Raw genomic sequence first — 20,547 nt, 5'->3', positions numbered from 1 at the left:
GGCTTTCTGATGTCCGTGGTCGACCGGCAGGAGTGGGACGTCGTCGTGGTCGGTGCCGGGGGCGCGGGCCTCCGCGCCGCCATCGAGGCACGCGAGCGGGGTGCCCGTACGGCCGTGATCTGCAAGTCCTTGTTCGGCAAGGCCCACACGGTGATGGCCGAGGGCGGCATTGCGGCGGCGATGGCCAACGCCAACGAGCACGACAACTGGCAGGTCCACTTCCGCGACACCATGCGCGGCGGCAAGTTCCTCAACCAGTGGCGGATGGCCGAGCTGCACGCCCAGGAGGCCCCGGACCGGGTGTGGGAACTGGAGACCTGGGGCGCCCTCTTCGACCGTACGAAGGAAGGGAAGATCTCCCAGCGCAACTTCGGCGGCCACGAGTACCCGCGCCTCGCGCACGTCGGCGACCGTACGGGCCTGGAGCTGATCCGCACGCTGCAGCAGAAGATCGTCTCGCTGCAGCAGGAGGACAAGCGGGAGACCGGCGACTACGAGTCCCGTCTGAAGGTCTTCCAGGAGTGCACGGTCACCAGGATCCTCAAGACCGTGCCCGACAGCGGCTCCACCGCGGGCAGCCGCGTCTCCGGTGTCTTCGGCTACGAGCGCGAGACCGGCCGTTTCTTCGTCCTGGAAGCCCCGTCCGTGGTGATCGCGACCGGCGGCATCGGCAAGTCCTTCAAGGTGACGTCGAACTCGTGGGAGTACACGGGCGACGGGCACGCGCTCGCCCTGCTGGCCGGGGCGCCGCTGCTGAACATGGAGTTCGTGCAGTTCCACCCGACCGGCATGGTCTGGCCGCCGTCGGTGAAGGGCATCCTCGTCACCGAGTCCGTCCGCGGCGACGGCGGGGTGCTCAGGAACTCCGACGGGAACCGCTTCATGTTCGACTACGTTCCCGACGTCTTCAAGGAGAAGTACGCGGAGTCGGAGGAGGAGGGCGACCGCTGGTACGAGGACCCGGACAACAACCGGCGTCCGCCCGAGCTGCTCCCCCGCGACGAGGTCGCCCGCGCGATCAACTCCGAGGTCAAGGCGGGCCGCGGCTCCCCGCACGGCGGCGTCTTCCTCGACGTCTCGACCCGTATGCCCGCCGAGGTCATCAAGCGCCGGCTGCCGTCCATGTACCACCAGTTCAAGGAACTGGCGGACGTGGATATCACGGCCGAGGCGATGGAGGTCGGGCCGACCTGTCACTACGTGATGGGCGGCATCGCGGTCGAGTCCGACACGGCCGCCGCACGCGGCGTGCCGGGGCTGTTCGCGGCCGGTGAGGTGGCGGGCGGCATGCACGGCTCGAACCGCCTGGGCGGGAACTCCCTGTCCGACCTGCTGGTCTTCGGGCGCCGGGCGGGCTGGCACGCGGCCGAACACGCGGCGGCCCTGGCCTTCGAACGGCCCGCCGTCGACGAGGTCCAGGTCGACACGGCGGCCGCGGAGGCGCTGCGCCCCTTCTCCGCCGAGGGCCCCGCGCCCGGCGCGGACGACGGCCGCCCGCCGGAGAACCCGTACACCCTCCACCAGGAACTCCAGCAGACCATGAACGACCTCGTCGGCATCATCCGCCGCGAGGCCGAGATGGAGCAGGCGCTGGAGAAGCTGGCGGATCTGCGGGTACGGGCCCGCCGGGCCGGTGTCGAGGGGCACCGCCAGTTCAACCCCGGCTGGCATCTCGCCCTGGACCTCAGGAACATGCTGCTGGTCAGCGAGTGCGTGGCCCGGGCGGCGCTGGAGCGCACCGAGTCGCGCGGCGGCCACACCCGCGAGGACCATCCGACGATGGACCGCACCTGGCGCCGGATCAACCTGCTGTGCCAACTGACCGACCCCACGGGCGGGTTGGCGGCCACGGACCCCGTGCGCGGCCAGATCGCCCTCACCCGCGAGACCACCGAATCCATCCGCGCCGACCTGCTCGCCCTCTTCGAGAAGGAGGAGCTGGTCAAGTACCTCGCCGAAGAGGAGCTGTACGAGTGAGCAGCTACGAGGCCCGCTTCAAGGTGTGGCGGGGCGACATCAAGGGCGGCGACCTGGAGGACTTCGAGGTCGAGGTCAACGACGGCGAGGTGGTGCTGGACATCATCCACCGCCTCCAGTCCACCCAGGCCCCCGACCTCGCCGTGCGCTGGAACTGCAAGGCGGGCAAGTGCGGTTCGTGCTCGGCGGAGATCAACGGGCGGCCGCGCCTGATGTGCATGACGCGCATGTCGGTGTTCACGCGGGAGGAGACGATCACCGTCACGCCGCTGCGTGCCTTCCCCATCGTACGCGACCTGGTGACGGACGTCGGCTTCAACTACACCAAGGCGCGCGAGGTCCCGGCCTTCGTGCCGCCGGCGGACCTCGGTCCCGGTGAGTACCGGATGATGCAGGAGGACGTGGACCGCTCCCAGGAGTTCCGCAAGTGCATCGAGTGCTTCCTGTGCCAGGACACCTGCCATGTCGTCCGCGACCACGAGGAGAACAAGCCGGCGTTCGCCGGCCCGCGCTTCCTGATGCGCGTCGCCGAGCTGGACATGCACCCGCTCGACGCGGCCGCCGACAGCGGCCTCGACCGCAAGAAGACCGCCCAGGACGAACACGGCCTCGGCTACTGCAACATCACCAAGTGCTGCACGGAGGTCTGCCCCGAGGGCATCAAGATCACGGACAACGCGTTGATTCCCCTGAAGGAACGCGCGGTCGACCGCAAGTACGACCCGTTGGTGTGGCTGGGGTCGAAGATCAGGCGGCGGTCCTCGTAGATCGCGGGGTGCGGCCGGGGCGCTGAGCGAGGTACTGGACTGCCAGGCCCGCCATGAAGGCGACCCAGCCGCACCACGCGACGGCGCCACGCACGCCGTGCGGCGGTCCCGCGAACGGGCCCAGGAACATGAACAACCCCCCGCCGACCGCGCAGGTCAGCGATCCGTACCCCCAGAGCCTCGGGCGCAGAACCCTGGACCGGCGCCACGGCATCACCCAACCGGTCACGACGGCCGCGACGCCTCCCGCCGCCAACAACGTCACGGCCAGAGCGCCCGCCACCACCAGGTACATGTGCATGCCGATCAGCATCGCACCAGGCGCAGGGCCTGCACCAGGTTGTACTCCGCGATCGCACGGAACGCCGCCCGGTCGGGGAAGTCGCCGTCCAGGAGACGCAGCGGGCCCGCGACCAGGGACAGACGCATGGCCAGGTGATAGAGGCGGAGGCGGTCCTCGTCGAGGTCCGGGGTGCGCAGGCTTGCGTAGTGCTCGTGGAAACGGATCCGCAGAAACACGTGCTCCCACTCCACGTCGAAGTACAGCAGGCCCTCGATGTCGATGAGGGCTGGGCGGCCGTCCGGAGTCAACAGGACGTGGTCCGGGCCGAGTTCGCCGTGGATGAGGACGTGACGGGTGCGAGGGCGGACGGCGGCCGACAACGCCCGTACGGTGTCCGTCAGTTGTTCGCGGGCGGCGGCAGCCCGTGGATCCCGTACGACGATCTCGTCGATGGCGCGCAGGGCGCCCTCGGTGACGTGCTGCTCGCACGAGCCGGCCGCCGGAGTCCCGCCGTTGTCGACGAGGGCGACCTTGCCGAAGGTCGGGCCGACCTGTGCGTGCAGTTCCCCGAGCTGGGCGGCCAGCAGGTCCAGGGACGCGCGGGCCGTGTCCGGATGCCGTTCCAGCGCCTGTTCCAGGCTGCCGCCCGTCATGTCCTCGACGACCGCCGCGTCCGCCGGGAGACGAGTGTGCGTGGCGTCGCTGTACAGGAGGCGGGGGGTGCGGACACCGGCCGCGGACAGGCGGTCGTGCGCCGCTGTGAAGAGGTCGAGGCCGGTGCCGTGGGAGAAGGGGTCACGGGGGTCGGCGGGGCCCGCGTCCCAGTAGTCCTCGTCGGTCGACCAGACGTAGGCCACGGCCGTCGAGTCGTCGTCGAAGGCGAGGCGGTAGACACCCTTCTTGGTGCCACCGCGCAGGCGTGTGACGGCGGAGAGGCTGCGGTGGGGGCCGACGGCGGCTCGGGCGAGCGGGGCGAGGTCACCCCGGGTGAGCCGCTTGCGGGTAGCGGTCATTCTGCCGATCCTCGCAGCTCGCCCGCGCCCACGGCACGCCGTTTTCATCGCACCCAGTCCTCCCGGTACGCCGTCCAGTCCGCCTCCGTGGCCGCGAAGTCGACGTAGAGCGCGACGCCGAAGCGGGCGCGATCGGCATCCGTGCGGGACAGGCCGAGGCGGACGCCGCGGACGGCCGCGGGGACGGTCTCCGCATGGTTCCAGTGGCCGAACCGGTTCTCGTGGTAGAAGGGCAGGCCCATCAGCAGGTCCGTCGACTTCGGGGTGACCTCCAGGGCGAGCGAGGTCTGCTGGGCCACGTAGCCGCCGTACAGGCTCTGCAGCGGCTGCATGGTGTCGTACGACATCACGGCGATCTGGTCGACCCGGCGCGCGACCTGCCCGAAGAACCTCTGCGACCATCACTTCGGATGCCCGGCGACCGTGCCCCAGAAGGAGTGGAACCCGGGGAGCGGGTCGATCTGATGGGCGGCGACGGACAGCAGGGCGTGATGCGCGCGGGTGACGGAGCGGAGGGAGTCCAGGAGGGTGAGGTAGTCGCGGTCGCCGGAATGCAGCGGTTCCAGGTCGAAATGGGTGCCCTCGAAACCGGCGGCCAGGATCTGCCGGGTGGAGGTGACGACGGCCGCGCGGGTCGCCGGGCGCTCCAGGCGCATCCCGGTCGGGCTCTCGGTCGCGAGCACGTCGCCGAGCCAGGCCTGCACGCGGATGCCGGGGGCTTCGCGGTGCACCGCCGCGATGAGCCAACCTGCTTTGGGATAAGCCGACTTGGGAAGCGTGCCGTCGTGTTCGAGCGGGCCCGCGTGGACGTACAGGTCGCGGATGCCGGTGCTCCTGAGGCGGCGGGCGAGCGCGGTGACGTCGGCCTCGGTCTTGCGGCCGTCGACCCAGCCGTGCCCCAGCCAGATGGCGTCACGGTCTCTGCTGTACGTGCCCGTCTTCGGGTCACCCGTGTAGTTCAGGCGGAGAGCGGACTCGGCGGCGAGGACGGGGAGGAGGAGCGCGAGGACGACGGCGAGCGCGAGACGTCTCGGCCGGCGACGGCGACGGGACGGCGGCGGCTCGTTCTGCTCGGTCGGCTCGGTCGGCTCGGTCGGCTCGCCGTGGTCGTGGTCCTGGTCGTGGTCGTGGTCCTGGTCGTGGTCCTGGTCGTCACTGTCCGTCCCGGCCCCCGTCCCGGTCCCCGTCCGCTCGGTGTGCTCCGTATGCTCCATAGCCGCTCCCCCTGCCGCGATTCCGTCCGGGCTCACACGCATCCGCGCGTCCCGTCTCCCCCACCCCTGACACATCCCGGTCGCGCCGCCGCATTCCTGCTCATACGCTCCGAAATGTGATGTCATCCTTGATCCGGGGCCGGCCGCGGCGCGCCACCTCTCACATATCCGTGCGGTTGGTGCACACCCTGTTGGGAGTCCTGGCCGGGGCGGTGTGGCTGGTGTTGCCGTGGATGACGATCAACAGCGACGTGCCGGTTCCGGTCGCGCGTGCGAATCCGGGCGCCGCGAGTGCCGCCGAGGCGGAGCAGGACGGGACGTCGGCCGCCGACCTGGTGCTGCCGTTGGCGGCGGTGGGAGCGGCGGTCGTGCTCGGGGGGTACGGGTATGTGCGGCGCACACGGCGGGCCCGGACGCGTACCACGCCGGGTGGTACCGCCGTCCCCGCCGGGCCTGCCGTGCCACCGCTCTCCGAGGCCGACGAGCGGGCGCGGGCGTCGCTGGTGGAGGCCGACGACTGCGTACGAACCAGCCGGGAGGAACTCGGCTTCGCCGAGGCACGGTTCGAAGCGGCGGCCGTGGAACCGTTCGCCCAGGCCGTGCGGGACGCCGAGTCCGAGCTGGCGGCGGCCTTCCGGATGCGGCAGCAGTACGACGACGGCGTGCCGGAGGACGAGGCGTCGCGGCGGCACGCGCTCGCGGGGATCGTCGGGCGGTGTCAGGAGGCGGGGCGGCGGCTGGACGCGGAGGCCGCGGGGTTCGACCGACTGCGTGCGCTGGAGGGGGGCGGTCTGCACGAGGCGCTGGAGCCGGCGGAGGCCCGGTTCCGGGAGCTGGCCGGGCGTACCGGGGCCGTGGACGCGACAGCGGCCGGCCTCGGCGAGCGGTACGGGCCCTCGGCGGTCGGTTCCGTCACCGGCTACGTCGAGCAGGCCAAGGACCGTCTGGTGTTCGCCACGACCTGTTTCAATCAGGCCCGCCAGAGGGCCGACACGGGGGACGGGGAGGGCGCGGCACGTCATCTGCGGGCCGCCGAGGGTGCGACGGCCCATGCCGCCGTGTTCGTGACCTGCGTGGAACGGCTCGCCGCCGACCTGACCGCGGCCGCGGCACTGGTTCCGGCCGCGCTGACCGGGGCGGAGGCGGGGCTCGCGGTGGTGAGGGCGGACGGCCCGACCGGCCTTCCGGTCGGCGAGCTGCACGCCCGTGCGGCGCACGCCGACATCGTCCTGGCCGCCGTACGAGAGGAGCTGACCGCCGGGCCTTACGACCCTCTCGATGCCCTGCGGAGGATCACGCGGGCGACCGTGCCGGTCACCGGAGGGCGGGCCGGTGTGCTGTCGGTCGCCGCGCTGCTCGCCGCGCGTAGTGCCCTCGCCGCCGCGGACGGCTTCGTCACGACGCATCGGGGCGCCGTGGGCAGCAAGGCCCGGACCCGGCTGGCGGAGGCCGGGCGGCTGCTCGCCACGGAGCCACCCGACGCCCTGGCCGCCGACGCGCGGGCCCGGCAGGCCCGCGACCTCGCGGAGCAGGACGTACGGGTGCGCGGCAACCCGATCGCCGGCGCGGCCGAACACGCCACCGGAGCCGCCGGAGCCGTCCTCGGCGGAATCCTCCAGGGCACAGCCCCCGACGGCGGCCCACCCGTCAGCTACGGCGGCCCCCACACCCGCGCCCGACGGGCCGGGGAGCCGGGCTAGGACGACGGAGCCGTCCTCGGCCGGAGCCGTCCTCAGCAGCATCCTCCGGGGCCGGGGCAGGGCAGCCGATCGAGCGGCCGGGGTCAGAAGAGGCTCAGCAGTGCCTCCGCCGGATCCGCGAGCCCCGTCTCCCCGTCCGGCAACGGGAGTTCGAACCAGACCGTCTTGCCGCGCGGTGTGCGGCGGGAACCCCAGGCCGCGCTCAGGAGGCCGACGAGTTGCAGGCCTCGGCCGCCCTCGTCCGTGTCGCGGGCGCGGCGGCGGCGGGGCTGGACTAGGCCGGAGTCCCAGACCTCGCAGACCAGGGTGCGGTCGAGCAGGAGCCTCAGTCTGATCTCGCCCTCGCCGTAGCGCAGGGCGTTCGTGACCAGCTCGCTGACCAGCAACTCCGTTGTGTCGATGAGGGGTTCGAGGTCCCAGGCCTTTAGCTGGCCGCGGGCGTACTCACGGGCCCTGCCCACGCTGCGCGGCTCGCGCGGCAGCGCCCAGTCGCCGACGGAATCGGTCGGCAGACCCTGCACACGGGCCATCAGCAGGGCGATGTCGTCCTCGCCGTGGTGGGTGTCGAGGGTGTTGAGGACGTGGTCGCAGACGTCCTCCAGGGGGAGGGTCGGGTCCGTCAGCGCTCCCACGAAGGCCTGGAGGCCCTCGTCCAGGGGATGGTCGCGGGATTCGACCAGTCCATCCGTGTAGAGCGCGAGCAGTGCGCCTTCGGGAAGTTCGACCTCGACCTCCTCGAACGGCTCCCCGCCGACGCCGAGCGGCATGCCGGGCGGCACGTCGAGCATCAGCGCGTCCTCGCCGGGTTCGACCAGGACGGGGGGCAGATGGCCCGCGTTGGCGAAGGTGCAGCGGCGGGTGACGGAGTCGTAGACCGCGTACACACAGGTCGCGAGGTACACCTCGGAGAGGTCCGCCTCACGGGGGCGGCGGGCCGAGCGGGTGGCCTGCTGGACGCCGCCCGGCGCCCCGAGGCCTCGCGCGATCTCGTCCAGCGCACTCAGCACTTCGGCCGGTTCGAGGTCCAGGAGGGCCAGTGTTCTGACCGCCGAGCGGAGTTCGCCCATCGCCACCGCCGCGCGTAGACCACGGCCCATGACGTCGCCCACCACCAACGCCGTACGGTGCCCCGGCAGTTCGATGACGTCGAACCAGTCGCCCCCGACCTCGCTGGGGCGGTCCGCGGAGGAGTTGCCCGGCAGATAGCGGCAGGCGATGTCCAGGCCGGAGGCCACCGGGTCGCCCGGCGGGAGCAGCGACCGCTGCAGTATCAGGGCGCGTTCGTGTTCACGACGGTACAGGCGTGCGTTGTCGATACAGACGGCGGCACGCGCCGCGAGCTCCACCGCGAGATCCCGGTCCCGGTCCCCGAACGGCTCGCTCCCCTTCGTACGGGCGAACTGCGCGAGTCCTACGACGGTGTCGTGGGCGACCATCGGCACGGCCAGCGTGGACTGGACGAGGCCGCCCTCCTCGGCCGGCACGAACTGGGTGCGGGCGGTGCGCAGGGCGTCGGCGCAGCGGGAGTTGAAGGGGTAGTGATGGACGGCGCCCACGGCGACGGACGCGCCGCCCCCGACGAACGGCGCGTCGGACACCGCGCTGGCGAAGGCGACCCGGCGCAGTTCCGCACTGCCGTCGGCAAGTCCCGGCGGGGCCTCGTCACCCGCCAGCAGGCCCTGGTAGAGGTCGACCGTCGCGAGGTCGCAGAAGCCGGGGACGACGACGTCGAGGAGTTCGCGGGCCGTGGTCTCCAGGTCGAGGGAGTTTCCTATGCGGGCGCCGGCCTCGTTGAGAAGGGCGAGATTGCGCCGCGCCGCGGCGGCCTCACGGGCTGCTGCGCGCCGCGAGGTGATGTCGGTTCCGAGCCACGCGACGCCGATGGTGCGACCGGAGCCGCTGTGCACGCGGTAGAGGTTGATGGACCAGTGACGGCGGCTCTCCGAACCCGGCACGAAGCCCGTGACGTGCATGTCCGTGATCGAGTCGCCGGTCTCCAGGACCCGGCGCAGCGTGGCCGCGACCCGCTCGGCCTCGGGCCGCTGCAGATAGTCGTGGACGCCACGGCCGCGGTGGTCGTCGGGCATACCCCCGAAGGTGCCGGCGAACTGCTGGTTGACGCGGCGGATCCGCAGATCGGTGTCGATCAGCAGGAAGCCGAACGGAGATTGACCGAAAATCGACTGCGATGCGGCAAGGTCGGTCTCGATGCTGCGCAGGGTGCGTACGTCGACGACGATGCAGACGGCTGCCTTCTCACCGTCCTCGGTCCGCGTCGGCATGACATAGACCTCGGCGAGGCCCTCCCGGCCGCCCTCCCCCGACCCCGTCTCCGGCGTCCGGAAGGGGACCACACCGGTCCACTCCCGCCCGTCGAGGATCTCGGCCATCTTGCGCTGACCCTGTTCGCGCAGGTCGGAGTCGATGAACGCCTCGATGGGGTCCATACCGACCGCACGCTCGGCGGCGATCCCGAAGAGCTGCTCGGCGCGCAGACTCCACTGGTCGACGAGCCCGTCGGGGCCGATCGAGAAGGACGCGACCTTGATGTAGTCGTAGATGGAGCCGGGCGGGCTGCTCTGCCACATGGGGTCACCAGGAGGCGCGTCACCGGGAGGCACGTCGCCGAGGCCGGTGTCACGGAGCCCCGCACCGGACGAGGAGCGCCGTTCACCACAGGATGAGGAGAGCCGTTCGCCATCGGCTGAGGAACGCCCGCCACCGGTGGCGGGCAGACCCGTCCCGCCCGTCGTCCCGCTCGTCACGTCGGCCTCGGCATCACCCGCGGCCTCCGTCCTCGCGCCGTCCGACGGGTCCTTGGACTCCGTGGCCCTCGCTGGTATCTCGCTCACGCGAACCGTCCCCTCCAGCTCACCGCGTCCGGTACCGGTCACCGGGGGCGGCTGCCCGCAGTATCCAGCACTACGGCGCCGCACAACACGGTGTTCACGATCACAGCACGGTCCCGACGGTTTTCGGTCCCGGCTGCGACAACACTTCCAGTCTTCTAACCAGCCAACACCTCGTCGAATCACGCCCACCGAACACTGCCACTGGCCTGAACCTGTCGCTCGACTGGGCAGCGGCCCCCGTACAACGTCCGACGGACAGGCCCACGCCCGCACGTGCGGCGTCCGACGGACAGGCCCACGCCCGCACGTGCGGCGTCCGACGGACAGGCCCATGCCCGGACGTGCGGCGTCCCACGCACCAAATCCGGCCCGTCTTCAGCCCGGTACGGCTAGCTCGAACCACACCGTCTTACCCGCGTCACCGGGCCGGGTACCCCAGCGGCGCGAGGAATGGGCGACCAACTGCAGTCCGCGGCCGCTCTCGTCCTCGGGGTGGGCGACGCGCTCGCGCGGTGGATCGGGGAGCGGATCGGACACCTCGACCAGCAGCACGTCACGAAGGCCCACGGGCCGCACCAGACGCACGCCGATCGGGCCGGTGGCATGGCGCAGAGAGTTGGTCACCAGCTCGCTGACCAGCAGGGTCGCGAGATCACCGAGGGCGTCGAGCTCCCAGTGGTGCAGCTGGCCACGGACGGCGGCACGGGCGTTGCGGACAGCGCCCGGCTCCGCGGGAAAGCTCCACTCGGCGCAGTCGCCTTCGGGGTCGATCACGCCGATCACTTCCCAGGCCAGAAGCCCACCCATGTCCGGTTTCGTGGGGTTAATGGGCACATACCCGATATCCAGGACCGAGTACCGTCCCCAGCGGCGCGCTGTGGCACGAACGGCGTACGAAGGCGCACCGCGCGTGAGCCGGCCGCCAAGCAGCCCGGGGCGTGCGCTCGCCGGGCGATGGCAGGCCCGCGACGTCGACCACGTCAGCACGCCAGGTCGGCTACCTCCACCACGTCGGCTACGTCGCCTACGGCCTGTCGCGCCCACACGACGGTGGCCACGGCGTCATGACGGCTCCGCGTCCCTCGCCGGGCCGTGCCCAGACCAGGAGCGGGCGGCCACCTCTCTGACCGCCGACACGTCCTGGTCCAGCCAGGCCACGTCCCAGAGTTCTCCGGGGCCGAGCCAGCGCAGCGCGTCATGATCCTGGAGCGGCTTGGGGTCGGCCGAGCCGGGGCGCAGCCGGACGGTCCACACCTGGAGCACGTAAGGCGACTTCAGGGGCCACTCCCCCGGTACGCGTGCGACGGTCTCGGCGTCCACCCCGAGTTCCTCGCGCAGTTCACGCACAAGGGCCGCCTCGGGCGTCTCGCCCGGCTCCACCTTGCCGCCGGGCAGTTCCCAGCGGTCGGCCAGCTCAGGGGGTGCGCTCCGGCGGGCGGCGAGCAGGCGGCCGTCGTCCAGCAGGGCGGCGCCGACCACCACGATCCGTTCCGTCATGCGCGGGAGCCTACGGGACCGGCGGATCCGCGGTTGACGACCGCTGAGGACCGTCGGATCCGTGACTGAGGCCGTACGGGAAGCCCATTGGCCTGGCCCTCAGGTGTGGACGGGGTCTCCGTTCTGACCGATCCGCTCGACCCAGTAGAGCTGCTTGTGTCCGCGGTCGTCGAGGCTGTCCGCGATCTTCTGGGCCTCCGTCCTGGTCGCATACCTGCCCACACGGTAGGTGTTGCCGTTGTCGTCCTGCCGTATGACGAGCCAGGGAAGAGTGATCGTGCTGTCGTTCATCGCGCCCCAGCGCTCCTTCCCGCCCCGGCCCGACCGCGTCCCACCCGCGGTTCGTGCCGTGCCCCGCCCACTAAGGAAACCGCAATCCGCATATGCCCGAGCCTACGCCTAACCTTTACGCAGCGAACACGCAATTTCACAAAGAGGTACGCAACCGGCCAGAGCGGGGGGGGCGCGCGACCTCGAACGCGCCGCCCGCGAGGCGTCGACGCATCCGGTCAGGGGCATACCGAGCAGCGGCAGCCACGCACGGGACGACCTGCGAGAACGGCCAGATTCCACCGGCGGAGGGAGAGGCTCCGCGGGTGCCCCGAGGGGGTTGCGGCGCGGGGATACCGGGGCCCGGCGCCGTAAAGGTGTGCGCTACTTCACCGGGAGGTGGTACGCGACCCGGTAACGGTCCGCGGGGATCACGACGTCGGCCGTCTCCACGGGACGTCCCGAGGCGAAGAAGGTGCGCTGGATGACCAGGACGACATGGCCGGGGACTCCGCCCAGAGCGAGCAGTTCCTCGGCGAGGCCGGGGCGGGCGCCGACCTCCTCCGTGACGTTGTCCACGATCACGTCGATCCCCGCCATGCGCTCGACGACGCCCATGCCGCCGAGCGGGCCCTCCTCGGGGAGCATCACGGGTGTGCGTCCGGTGACGGCGAGGGGCTCCCACGAGGTGGAGAGCATCATCGCCTCGCCGGCCTCCCGGAACACGTACCTGGTGCACATCACGCGGTCGCCGGGCTTGATGCCGAGCCGCTCGGCGACACAGCTGCCCGCCTCGGCCTGTGCGCTGCTCGACTCCCAGGTGCCGCGCCCCTCGCCGTCGGCCTGCTCCTGACGGAAGGGCGTGGCGCCGCCGGCCGGGCGGAAGCCGGAGCGGGCGACGCTGCGGGGCACCGCACGCTCGCGGACGTACGTCCCCGACCCGGAGCGGCCCTCCACCAGGCCTTCCGCCATCAGCACCTTGCGCGCCTCCAGTGCGACGGTGTCCGAGACGCCGTACTCCTCGCGGATTCTGGCCTGGGAGGGGAGACGTGTGTGCGGCGGCAGCGAGCCATTGACGATCTTCTTGCGGAGATCACCCGCGACGCGCAGGTACGCCGGCTGCTCACCGAAAGTCACTGGCCACTCCCATCAGGTTGTACAGACAGCAACAGCCTGGCAACCGTGGGTTGTGCTGTGCAAGCAAAGGCCAGAGAATCACTCGATGTGATGACATGTGCCTACGGGGGGCTTTACGCAGGCACTTTCTCCCCGCTATAGCCTCGCTCACACCTCGAACTGGGAGCCGCCCCCGCCGCTGCCCCCGCCGTCGTCCCCGTCCAGGGAAGAGGGCGGAGTCGCGGTCAGGCCCAGAGCCTTGCGGGCGGTGATGGAGGTGTCGGGAGTGGAGAGCACCATGGCGCGGTCGTAGTGCGCGTAGAAGCTGTCCGCGTCGGTCGCCTTCGCTGCCCGGGCCCACTCCTTTCGGGTCGCCTCGACCGCCGTGGCGACCTTCGCGACCGGCTTCCTCGCATCCGCGGGCCAGTGATGGTCACGCAGTGTCCCGGTCTCCGCGGTGAGCGCGGCCGACATCCGCCCGGCCCATGCGCGGCTGCCCTGGAGGTCGTCGTCGGGGCTGTCCTCGGGCTGCGCGTCCAGGACGGCGTTCTCGAGGTTGACGGCCTTGAGATAGGCGACCTGGTCGGCGTCCAGGGTCCGCGCGTCGTTGCGCAGCGAGCCGGTCAGACCGGCCTTCTCGTCGGTGTTGCCGAACAGGCAGGTGATGTCGCGGTCGCCGAGCCGCCAGCTCTGCCGGGTCGGCGTCAGGTAGTACACGTCGACGTCGTCGGGCACGGCCCAGGCGTCCATCGCGTAGCCGTACCGGAGCGCGTAGCACCTGGTGTCGGCGATGTCCGTGACCTTGCCGTCCCCGGGGTAGTCGGCAACGCCCGTCATCTTGAACGCGGCGAAGACCTCGGCGTCGTGCCGGCCGTCGCAGGGCACCCTGTCGACGTCGTAGGCCAGGCCTTCCAGGGATCCGCTCGGGGCGTCGAAGCACTCGCCCGTCGTGAGGGAGTAGGCGCTGCCGTGGTCGTGCGCGGCGTCCTTGAGGCCGGTCCAGACGCCGAAGGTGATGCCGCCGGTGAGCCCCACCACCCACAGCGCGAGCCCGACGGAGGACAGGACCGCACCGGTGACGGCCATGCCCTTGCCCCGCTCACCCTTCCTCCTGATCTGGGCGAGCGCGATCAGGCCCAGCAGCAGCCCGCCGGCCGGGACGAAGCAGAGGATGCCGAGGACCAGGGAGGCGATGGCGATCCCGTTGACGGGCGCCGGCCGGTTGTACGGGCTGTAGCCCTGGCCCCAGGGCTGGTACGGATAGGGTCCGGGAGCGGCGTACGGCCCCTGCGGGTACGGGTGCTGGTCCTGCGAGTGCTGGCCCTGCGGGTGCGGCCCTGGGGTTTCCTGGGGCTGGTGGGGCCCAGGGGGCGGGAGTGTGGACACGGGCACCGTGCTCCTGTTTCAGGGGCTGACGCGCAGAACTGGCGTACGACTGGGCGCATGGTAAGCGTGAGGGCGGCGGGGGCGGAATGGTGATCACGGATCGGGCAGCCATGGCAGTGCGGGCGGCGAACGCGCTGACCACGCGGTGGGCCGCAGCGGCGGACCGCGGCACGGTGTTCTCCGCGGCGGGAGTGTGGCCGCTGCTGGCGTTCCTGGCAGACGGGGCCGGGGGTGCGGCGCGGGCCGAGCTGGAAGGGGCGGTGGGAGTGCCCGCCGGTCAAGCGGCTTTTGCGGCACGGGAGTTGCTGGGCGTGATGGGGTCCGTGCCCGGCCTGGACTCCGCTCTCGGGCTGTGGACCGACCGTGCGCTGGAGCTCGACGAGGCGTGGCTCGGCGGGCTGCCCGCCGAGTCGCACGGCGTTCTGACCACCGACCTCGAAGCTTCCCAGGAGGCGCTGGACGCGTGGGCGGCGAAGCGGACCGACGGGCTGGTCGACCGCACGCCGGTCACGCTGACCGAGGACGCCCGGATGGTCCTCGCCACCGCCTTCGCCCTGCGCACCGACTGGCCACGGCCCTTCACCGAGGTGATGCGGCGCCCGGACACCGGCCCCTGGCAGGGCCGCACGCTCCTCGGGCTGCACCGCAGAAGCGTCCGGCCGGACCGGGTCGGCGTGACGAGCACGCCCGAGGGCCATGTCACGGCACTGCGGGTGCCCGGCGACAACGGCATCGACGTCCACCTGCTCCTCGGCGAGGACCGGATGGCCCCCGGGCAGGTACTCAGGGCGGGCATCGGCGTCCTGGAGGGCACACTGCCGGTCACCGGAGGCGGCCGGCTTCCCCATGGACACGTGGGGCCGGGCCTCCACGTGGAGCAACAGCCCTCCCTGACTCCGGAGCCGGTCACCTTGGACGTGACGACCGTGGCGTTCGAGGTGACGGCGGACCACGATCTGCTGGCGCTGCACGGCCTTTTCGGACTCACGACGGCACGGGACGACCGGCAGGGACACTTCCCCGGCATCAGCGCCGCCCCGCTCGCCATCGGGGCGGCGGGGCAGTCGGCGGTGGCCGAGTTCGGCGCTCTCGGCTTCCGGGCCGCCGCGGTGGCGGCCATGATGCCGGTGGCGGCCGGCGGCCTTCCCCGGTACCGGTACGAGACCACGGTCGTCCGAGCGGAGTTCGACCGCCCCTTCGCCTTCCTCGCAGTGCACCGGGAGACCCGGCTCGTACTGGCCGCGGGGTGGGTCACGGACCCGAAGCCGCATCCCGCCCGGGGGCCACGATGACGACCACCCACGGCCGCCTGCCGGTCGTCCGCTCGCAGTTCGACAGGGGCGGGCCGATGGGGGCCGGGCATGCCGGGGAGCCGTTCGCCGTGGTGTGGGTGGGAGCCGGCTGACGGCCAGTCGACCGGTTCGCCGGCCGGTCTGCGCAGCGCGACGACCATCCGGTGGTCCGGGGTTCGGGCCGGTCGACGTCGATCCGCACCGTGACCGTCTCCTCGACCGCCCGGGCGGTCTGCCGGGCGGCGGCGAGGGCCTGGTCGGCGGTCTGGGCGCCGACGCCGGGGATCTGCCGGAGCTCGTACCGGCCCGCCCGGTACACCGCGCGCACCGAGGAGCGCCCGGCCGCCTCGACGGCCGCGAGGCGCAGCCGACCCTCGGTGGCGTCCTTGAGCCGGGCGACCGGGATGCACTCCAGTTCCTTGGCGACGGGTTCGTCCCGGATCGGGGCCGGCGCCGAGCGGACCGCCTCCAGGGCGCGGGCGTGATCGGCGAGCACGGTGCGGGCGGGGCCTCGTACAGCCGCATGCCCTCCGCGCACAGCTCCCGGGCCCGCCGCCCCACGGGCGGCATCCGCACCTCCCCGACCTCCACCATGCCCCCAGGTGCCGTCCGCCCCGGTACGCACATCCTTGAACCGGGGTCTGGCAGTGGGGGCGGCTGTGGACGACCCACTTGTGGGCAACCCGCTCCAACCCGCTCAGTCGTCGAAGGCGGTGGCGCGGGTGCGCTTCTCCCAGGCCGCGATCTCCGAGCGCACCTGGTCGAGCTTGCCGAGGACGGCGCCGACCGCGTCCTCGCCGAGCGGCAGGTGCAGCGGGGTCTGCTCGGCGTCGAGGGCGGCGAGGATGAGGGCGGCTGCCTTGGCGGGGTCACCGGGCTGGGTGCCGTCTCCGCCGGAGACGAAGCCGCGGGTCCGGCTCACGCTCTCGTACAAGCCGCTGTCCGCGCTGACACCGGCGCGGCCCGTGTCGAACAGGGACGTACGGAAGCCTCCCGGCTCCACGACCAGCACTTTGATGCCGAACTCCCGCACCTCGTCGGCGAGCCCCTCCGACAGGCCCTCCAGCGCGAACTTGGTCCCGCTGTACGCGGAGAAGCCCGCGAAGGACATCTGTCCGCCCATGCTGCTCATCTGCACGATCGCTCCCGAGCGCCGCTCACGCATGTGCGGCAGCACCGCGCGGGTGAGAGTCGCGGGCCCGAAGACGTGCAGGTCGAACAGTTCGCGCAGTTCGGCGTCGGTGGTCTCCTCGAAGGCGCCGACATGCGTGCGGCCGGCGTTGTTGACCAGGACGTCGATCCGGCCGTACCGCGCCACCACATCCTGTACGGCCGCCTCGGCGGCGGCGGTGTCGGTGACGTCCAGGGGCAGTGCCTCCAACTGGTCGGCGTGGGCCGCCACCAGCTCGTCCAGCGCCTCGACGCGGCGGGCGGCGCCGACGACCACGTCACCGGCGGCGAGGGCCGCCTCGGTGATGGCCCGCCCGAAGCCACTGCTCGCACCGGTGATCAGCCAGACCTTGTTCATGACTCCTCCTGGTCTCTTCGTCCGATCACCAGGCTGCCGCCCGTCCCCGTTGCCCGTCCAAGACCTACGCTGATAACCAATGGCTATGACGACGGACGTTCATGTGCGGGACCTGCGGTACTTCGTCACGGTCGCCGAGGAACTGCACTTCACGCGCGCGGCCGAGCGGCTGTACGTCTCGCAGCCCGCGCTGAGCAAGCAGATCCGGGCGCTGGAACGGCAGTTGGGCGTCGAGCTGTTGCGCCGGGACCGGCAGGGCGTGGAACTGTCCGAGGCCGGCGCGGCGCTGCTGCCGCACGCCCGGCGGGTGCTGGACGCGTGGGCGCGGGGCGCGGCCGTGGTGGAGGAGGCGCGGGCCGCGCAGCGCAGCACGCTGATGGTGGGCATGAGCACCAGCCCCGGCCGCGGCGGACTGCTGCCCGCGATCCGCTCCCGCTTCACCGCCGCGCACCCCGACACCACGGTACGGCTGCGTCAGGCGAGTTGGGCCGACCCGACCGCGGGCCTGGTGGACGGCGACACGGACGTGGCCTTCGTCTGGCTGCCTCTGCCCGACCAGGGCCGCTACGCCTGGACGGTCGTCGCCGAGGAACCCCGCCTGGTCGCCCTCCCCGAGGCCCACCCCCTCGCGCCCCGCACGGAGATCGACTTCACGGACCTGGCCGAGGAGCCCTTCCTCGCCCTCCCCAAGAGCGCGGGCCCGCTACGGGACTACTGGCTCGCCCTGGACGAACGCGCCGGCCGCCCGCCCCGCGTCGGCGCGGAGATCGCGAGCACGGAGGAGACGTACGAGGCCCTGGTCGCGGGCCTCGGCGTGTGCCTGGTGGCCGCGGGCAACGTCCCCCTGATCACGCTGGGCGGTGTGGTGACCCGCCCGGTGCGGGGCGTGACACCGAGCCGGTACGTCCTGGCGTGGCGGAGGGAAGATCGCAGGCCACTGGTACGGGGCTACGTGCAGGCGTGCCGACGGGTGACGGAGCGGGAGCGCGAGGCGTGATCCGGTACGTGATCGCCGGCCCGCCTCCGCATACCCCGTACGGCCCGCGGCACTGAGGCCAGGAGTCCGAGGCCGAGGATGGCCAGGCCATGCCGATGCCGACCGCCCCGCCTCACCCGCCGATGGCCCTGGCCCGCTTCTGCGGTTCCGGAAAGGCGTTGGCGAGGAGGGCCATGACCACCGGCAGGCCGGACACGGAGCAGTGCAGGTCTTCCTGGGTCGAGGGCAGGGCGACATTCAGGATGGCGGTGTCGAGGCCGACGAGCAGCACACTCAGGCAGCACCCCGCCGGGACCGACGTGGGCCTGATGCGGTCGGGGTGGGGCACGCGGGCCGCCCCTTTGGAGTCAGTGCTGCGGCCGGTCGGTGCCGTGGGCGTCGGCGAAGTCCCAGAGCACGGGGAGGAGTTGCTCGGGCGTCTCGGTCTGGGGCATGTGGCCGGTGCCCTCCAGCAGTCGGAACTCCGCGTCCGGGATGGCCTGTGCGTAGGCGCGACCGTAGTCGGCGTCCACGACCTGGTCGCTCGCGCCCCAAGCGACCAGCGTCGGACGGGTGACCTTGGCGAGACGCTCGGGCAGGGTGGGGTCCGCCATGGCGTGCGAGCCCGAGTAGATCTGCAGGGTCTCGCGGTTGGCGGCCATGACGGCGCGCTGCGCCTCGGTCAGCGTGCTGGGGTCGAAGCGGAACTTCGAGGGATCGTGGAAGGAGAGGCGCGACAGCTCGACGGGCGTCAGGGAGAAGGTGTCGGCTATCGGGTGGCCGGGGACGGGGATGCCGACCGCGTTGACGAGGATGACGCTGCTGACGCGGTCGCTGCCCAGGGCCGCCAGTTCCGCGGCGATCCAACCGCCGATCGAGTTCCCGACGACGGCGACGTCCCGTAGGTCGAGCGTGTCGAGCAGTTGGGCGTACACCTGGGCCAGGGTCGTGACGTCGGTCAGCCACGCAGGGCGGACGGTGCCGTCGAAGCCGGGGTGGACGGGGGCGAACACCCTGGCCGCCCGCTGCCCGGCCAGCAGGCCGGCGAACGGGGCGACGGTCCCCGGGCCGCCGCCTCCGTGCAGAAGCAGGAAGGGGCGCGCCTGCTCGCCGTGGGGGTCGAGGGGGGCGTTGAGGGTGACGTCGACGGTGATGTCGAGGGTGCCCTGGTCGAGCGTGAGGGGGTGGGTGCCACGAGTCGTGCGCGTCATTTCCGTGCTCATATCCGTGCTCATTTCGGTGCTCATTTCCGTGGTCCTCAAGTGGGTTGCGTTCAACGGAAATTGGGGTGTCTTCACGCGAAATCGGTCGCGGGGACCGTGGCGTAGCGGCTCATGACCTCGACGGTCGACTCCGGGGTCAGTTCCCGGCCGCCCGCGATCATGCTCCGCAGGTCGCGGAAGTACTGCACGTACAGGTCGGGTGTGAAGGTGTTGAGCATGACCGCCGGCTCGTCGCCGAGGTTGGCGAAGGTGTGCGGGGCGCCGGGCGGGATCATCGCGAGCGTGCCGGCCGAGGCCGCGTGGGTGGTCTCCCCGATGGTGAAGTGGACGGTGCCGGAGACGACGTAGAAGCCCTCGTCGTGCTGGGCGTGCCGGTGCTGCGGCGGGCCCTCGGTGTGCGGGGCGATGGTGATCTCTCCGATGCCGAGGCGGTGCCCGGTGGTGCTGCCGTCCTCGAGGATGCGCATCTGTGTCGGGCCCAGCCGGATCGTCTCGCCGTCGTCCGGGCCGACCAGGGAAACCGTGCTCGCTGTGCCCATGACTCCACTCCTCCTTTGTGAGAGCTGACTCTCATGAAGATAGGGAAGTCTCAGCCCGTAATGCAAGTCGACTCTCATAAAGAGAGTCGACTGCTATCGTGTGCAGGGATCGACAGGAGGGGTCGCACGATGACGGCGCAGACGGACACCGGCCGCACCAACCAGAAGCGGCGCACACGGACGGCGATCGTGGCGGCCGCCCGGGAACTCATCGGCACGGGCGCCGAGGTGACCATGCCCGCGATCGCCCGCGCGGCCCTGGTCTCCGAGGCCACCGCCTACCGGTACTTCCCCGACCTTCCGTCGCTGATCATCGAGGCCCTGGCCGGCGCCTGGCCACCCCCCGCCGAGGCGCTCGCGCCGGTCGCGGACTCCACCGACGCCGTCGAACGGGTCGCCTTCGCCTGCGAGTTCCTGCTGCGTGGCATCCTCGCCCGGCAGGGCTCGGTGCGGGCGATGATCGCCGCCACCGTCACCCGGCCCGAGACGGTGACCACGCGCCCCGGCATCCGCTTCGGACTGATCGACCACGCGCTCCACCCGCTGGAGGACACGCTCGGCGCGACGCACCCGGAGGCGTTCGCACAGCTCAAGCGGGGCCTCGCGGTGGTGGTGAGCGCCGAGGCCCTCTTCACCCTCACCGACCTGTGCGGCCTCGCCCCCGAGGAGGCCGTCACCAGCGCCGTACGGACCGCGTCGACGCTCACGGACGCGGCGGTGCGCTCGATCGCGTAAGCGCCGGGCGTACGACTGGGCGTCGGGGCTGGGCGTCGGGGCGGCGAGAGTGGGATGACCAGGGAAGGCGACAGGTGACGAAGGGGCAGCCATCCCAGCACCATCCCGGATCGAAAAAACAAAGGGCCCGACTCCGAAGAGACGGACCCTCCCTGACCTGCGTGTTTGCGGCCAGATCA

Annotated in this window: 19 protein-coding genes and 1 pseudogene; 6 read left to right on the top strand and 14 right to left on the bottom strand. The window is 71.8% G+C overall.

The genetic code is table 11. The features are described 5' to 3' along the window. The first annotated feature begins 9 nt into the window (after positions 1 to 9). Both ACYUED_RS28965 and ACYUED_RS28960 read left to right on the top strand, forming a co-directional pair. Positions 10 to 1,977, top strand: a complete 1,968-nt coding sequence (locus tag ACYUED_RS28965; RefSeq protein WP_491286577.1) for a fumarate reductase/succinate dehydrogenase flavoprotein subunit — start codon at positions 10 to 12, stop codon at positions 1,975 to 1,977. Next, the gene (locus ACYUED_RS28960; protein ID WP_491286573.1) at positions 1,974 to 2,744 is read left to right on the top strand and encodes a succinate dehydrogenase/fumarate reductase iron-sulfur subunit; all 771 of its coding nucleotides are present in this window, start codon (positions 1,974 to 1,976) and stop codon (positions 2,742 to 2,744) included. Before ACYUED_RS28965 ends, ACYUED_RS28960 begins: the two co-directional genes overlap by 4 nt. Here the strand turns inward: ACYUED_RS28960 and ACYUED_RS28955 are convergent. The 3 genes and pseudogenes from ACYUED_RS28955 to ACYUED_RS28945 all read right to left on the bottom strand — a co-directional run bounded on the left by ACYUED_RS28955 (position 2,725) and on the right by ACYUED_RS28945 (position 5,329). Next, positions 2,725 to 3,045, bottom strand: coding sequence for a hypothetical protein (locus tag ACYUED_RS28955; protein WP_491286571.1), 321 nt, complete (start codon positions 3,043 to 3,045; stop codon positions 2,725 to 2,727). The genes ACYUED_RS28960 and ACYUED_RS28955 overlap by 20 nt on opposite strands. Positions 3,046 to 3,050: 5 nt before the next feature. After that, a complete protein-coding gene (locus ACYUED_RS28950) occupies positions 3,051 to 4,040 on the bottom strand; it encodes a phosphotransferase (protein ID WP_491286569.1) in 990 nt (329 codons plus the stop codon). A gap of 44 nt (positions 4,041 to 4,084) precedes the next feature. Beyond that, a pseudogene (locus tag ACYUED_RS28945) lies at positions 4,085 to 5,329 on the bottom strand (glycoside hydrolase family 18 protein). A gap of 44 nt (positions 5,330 to 5,373) precedes the next feature. Between ACYUED_RS28945 and ACYUED_RS28940 the strand changes: the two are divergent. Continuing rightward, the gene (locus ACYUED_RS28940; protein ID WP_491286567.1) at positions 5,374 to 6,954 is read left to right on the top strand and encodes a hypothetical protein; all 1,581 of its coding nucleotides are present in this window, start codon (positions 5,374 to 5,376) and stop codon (positions 6,952 to 6,954) included. An 83-nt stretch (positions 6,955 to 7,037) separates the two neighbouring features. On the opposite strand, the gene ACYUED_RS28935 is transcribed toward ACYUED_RS28940, so the two are convergent. From ACYUED_RS28935 to ACYUED_RS28910, 6 genes are all read right to left on the bottom strand, one after another. Then, complete coding sequence (locus tag ACYUED_RS28935; protein WP_491286565.1) at positions 7,038 to 9,806, bottom strand: SpoIIE family protein phosphatase; 2,769 nt, start codon at positions 9,804 to 9,806, stop codon at positions 7,038 to 7,040. Positions 9,807 to 10,181: 375 nt separating this feature from the next. Next, positions 10,182 to 10,613 carry an ATP-binding protein gene (locus ACYUED_RS28930; RefSeq protein ID WP_491286562.1) on the bottom strand — a complete coding sequence of 144 codons (432 nt, stop codon included), beginning with the start codon at positions 10,611 to 10,613 and terminating at the stop codon, positions 10,182 to 10,184. Positions 10,614 to 10,868: 255 nt separating this feature from the next. Next, on the bottom strand, positions 10,869 to 11,303 hold the full coding sequence (locus tag ACYUED_RS28925) for a (deoxy)nucleoside triphosphate pyrophosphohydrolase (RefSeq protein WP_491286560.1): 435 nt from the start codon (positions 11,301 to 11,303) through the stop codon (positions 10,869 to 10,871). Positions 11,304 to 11,402: 99 nt separating this feature from the next. After that, positions 11,403 to 11,594, bottom strand: a complete 192-nt coding sequence (locus ACYUED_RS28920) for an SPOR domain-containing protein (RefSeq protein WP_491286558.1) — start codon at positions 11,592 to 11,594, stop codon at positions 11,403 to 11,405. Positions 11,595 to 11,957: 363 nt separating this feature from the next. Beyond that, entirely contained in the window at positions 11,958 to 12,710 is a 753-nt protein-coding gene (locus ACYUED_RS28915; protein WP_491286556.1) for a GntR family transcriptional regulator, read from the bottom strand. Between the two features lie 147 nt (positions 12,711 to 12,857). Continuing rightward, entirely contained in the window at positions 12,858 to 14,075 is a 1,218-nt protein-coding gene (locus tag ACYUED_RS28910) for a DUF4190 domain-containing protein (protein WP_491286554.1), read from the bottom strand. Positions 14,076 to 14,185: 110 nt separating this feature from the next. On the opposite strand from ACYUED_RS28910, the gene ACYUED_RS28905 reads away from it, so the two are divergent. After that, entirely contained in the window at positions 14,186 to 15,367 is a 1,182-nt protein-coding gene (locus tag ACYUED_RS28905; protein ID WP_491286552.1) for a serpin family protein, read from the top strand. Here ACYUED_RS28905 and ACYUED_RS28900 read toward each other — a convergent pair. Both ACYUED_RS28900 and ACYUED_RS28895 read right to left on the bottom strand, forming a co-directional pair. Next, positions 15,327 to 15,905: a hypothetical protein gene (locus tag ACYUED_RS28900; RefSeq protein WP_491286550.1), complete on the bottom strand. Its 579-nt coding sequence runs from the start codon at positions 15,903 to 15,905 to the stop codon at positions 15,327 to 15,329. The two genes, ACYUED_RS28905 and ACYUED_RS28900, sit on opposite strands and share 41 nt — an antisense overlap. Positions 15,906 to 16,064: 159 nt before the next feature. Then, a complete protein-coding gene (locus ACYUED_RS28895; protein ID WP_491286549.1) occupies positions 16,065 to 16,895 on the bottom strand; it encodes an oxidoreductase in 831 nt (276 codons plus the stop codon). A 79-nt stretch (positions 16,896 to 16,974) separates the two neighbouring features. Here ACYUED_RS28895 and ACYUED_RS28890 point away from each other — a divergent pair, with 79 nt between their 5' ends. Further along, complete coding sequence (locus ACYUED_RS28890; protein WP_491286547.1) at positions 16,975 to 17,892, top strand: LysR family transcriptional regulator; 918 nt, start codon at positions 16,975 to 16,977, stop codon at positions 17,890 to 17,892. A 112-nt stretch (positions 17,893 to 18,004) separates the two neighbouring features. Here the strand turns inward: ACYUED_RS28890 and ACYUED_RS28885 are convergent, their stop codons facing one another. From ACYUED_RS28885 to ACYUED_RS28875, 3 genes are all read right to left on the bottom strand, one after another. Next, positions 18,005 to 18,220 (bottom strand): hypothetical protein, encoded by a 216-nt coding sequence (locus ACYUED_RS28885; RefSeq protein WP_491286545.1) that lies wholly within the window; start codon positions 18,218 to 18,220, stop codon positions 18,005 to 18,007. A gap of 19 nt (positions 18,221 to 18,239) precedes the next feature. Beyond that, a complete protein-coding gene (locus tag ACYUED_RS28880; protein WP_491286543.1) occupies positions 18,240 to 19,082 on the bottom strand; it encodes an alpha/beta fold hydrolase in 843 nt (280 codons plus the stop codon). A gap of 83 nt (positions 19,083 to 19,165) precedes the next feature. Next, positions 19,166 to 19,633, bottom strand: coding sequence for a cupin domain-containing protein (locus ACYUED_RS28875; RefSeq protein WP_491286541.1), 468 nt, complete (start codon positions 19,631 to 19,633; stop codon positions 19,166 to 19,168). Between the two features lie 129 nt (positions 19,634 to 19,762). On the opposite strand from ACYUED_RS28875, the gene ACYUED_RS28870 reads away from it, so the two are divergent. After that, on the top strand, positions 19,763 to 20,368 hold the full coding sequence (locus ACYUED_RS28870) for a TetR/AcrR family transcriptional regulator (RefSeq protein ID WP_491286539.1): 606 nt from the start codon (positions 19,763 to 19,765) through the stop codon (positions 20,366 to 20,368). Positions 20,369 to 20,547 lie beyond the last annotated feature (179 nt).

It is taken from the genome of Streptomyces sp. DF42, from assembly GCF_058267695.1.
Note: the sequence above shows the minus strand (reverse complement) of the source record. Positions and strands in the feature narration are given on the sequence as shown.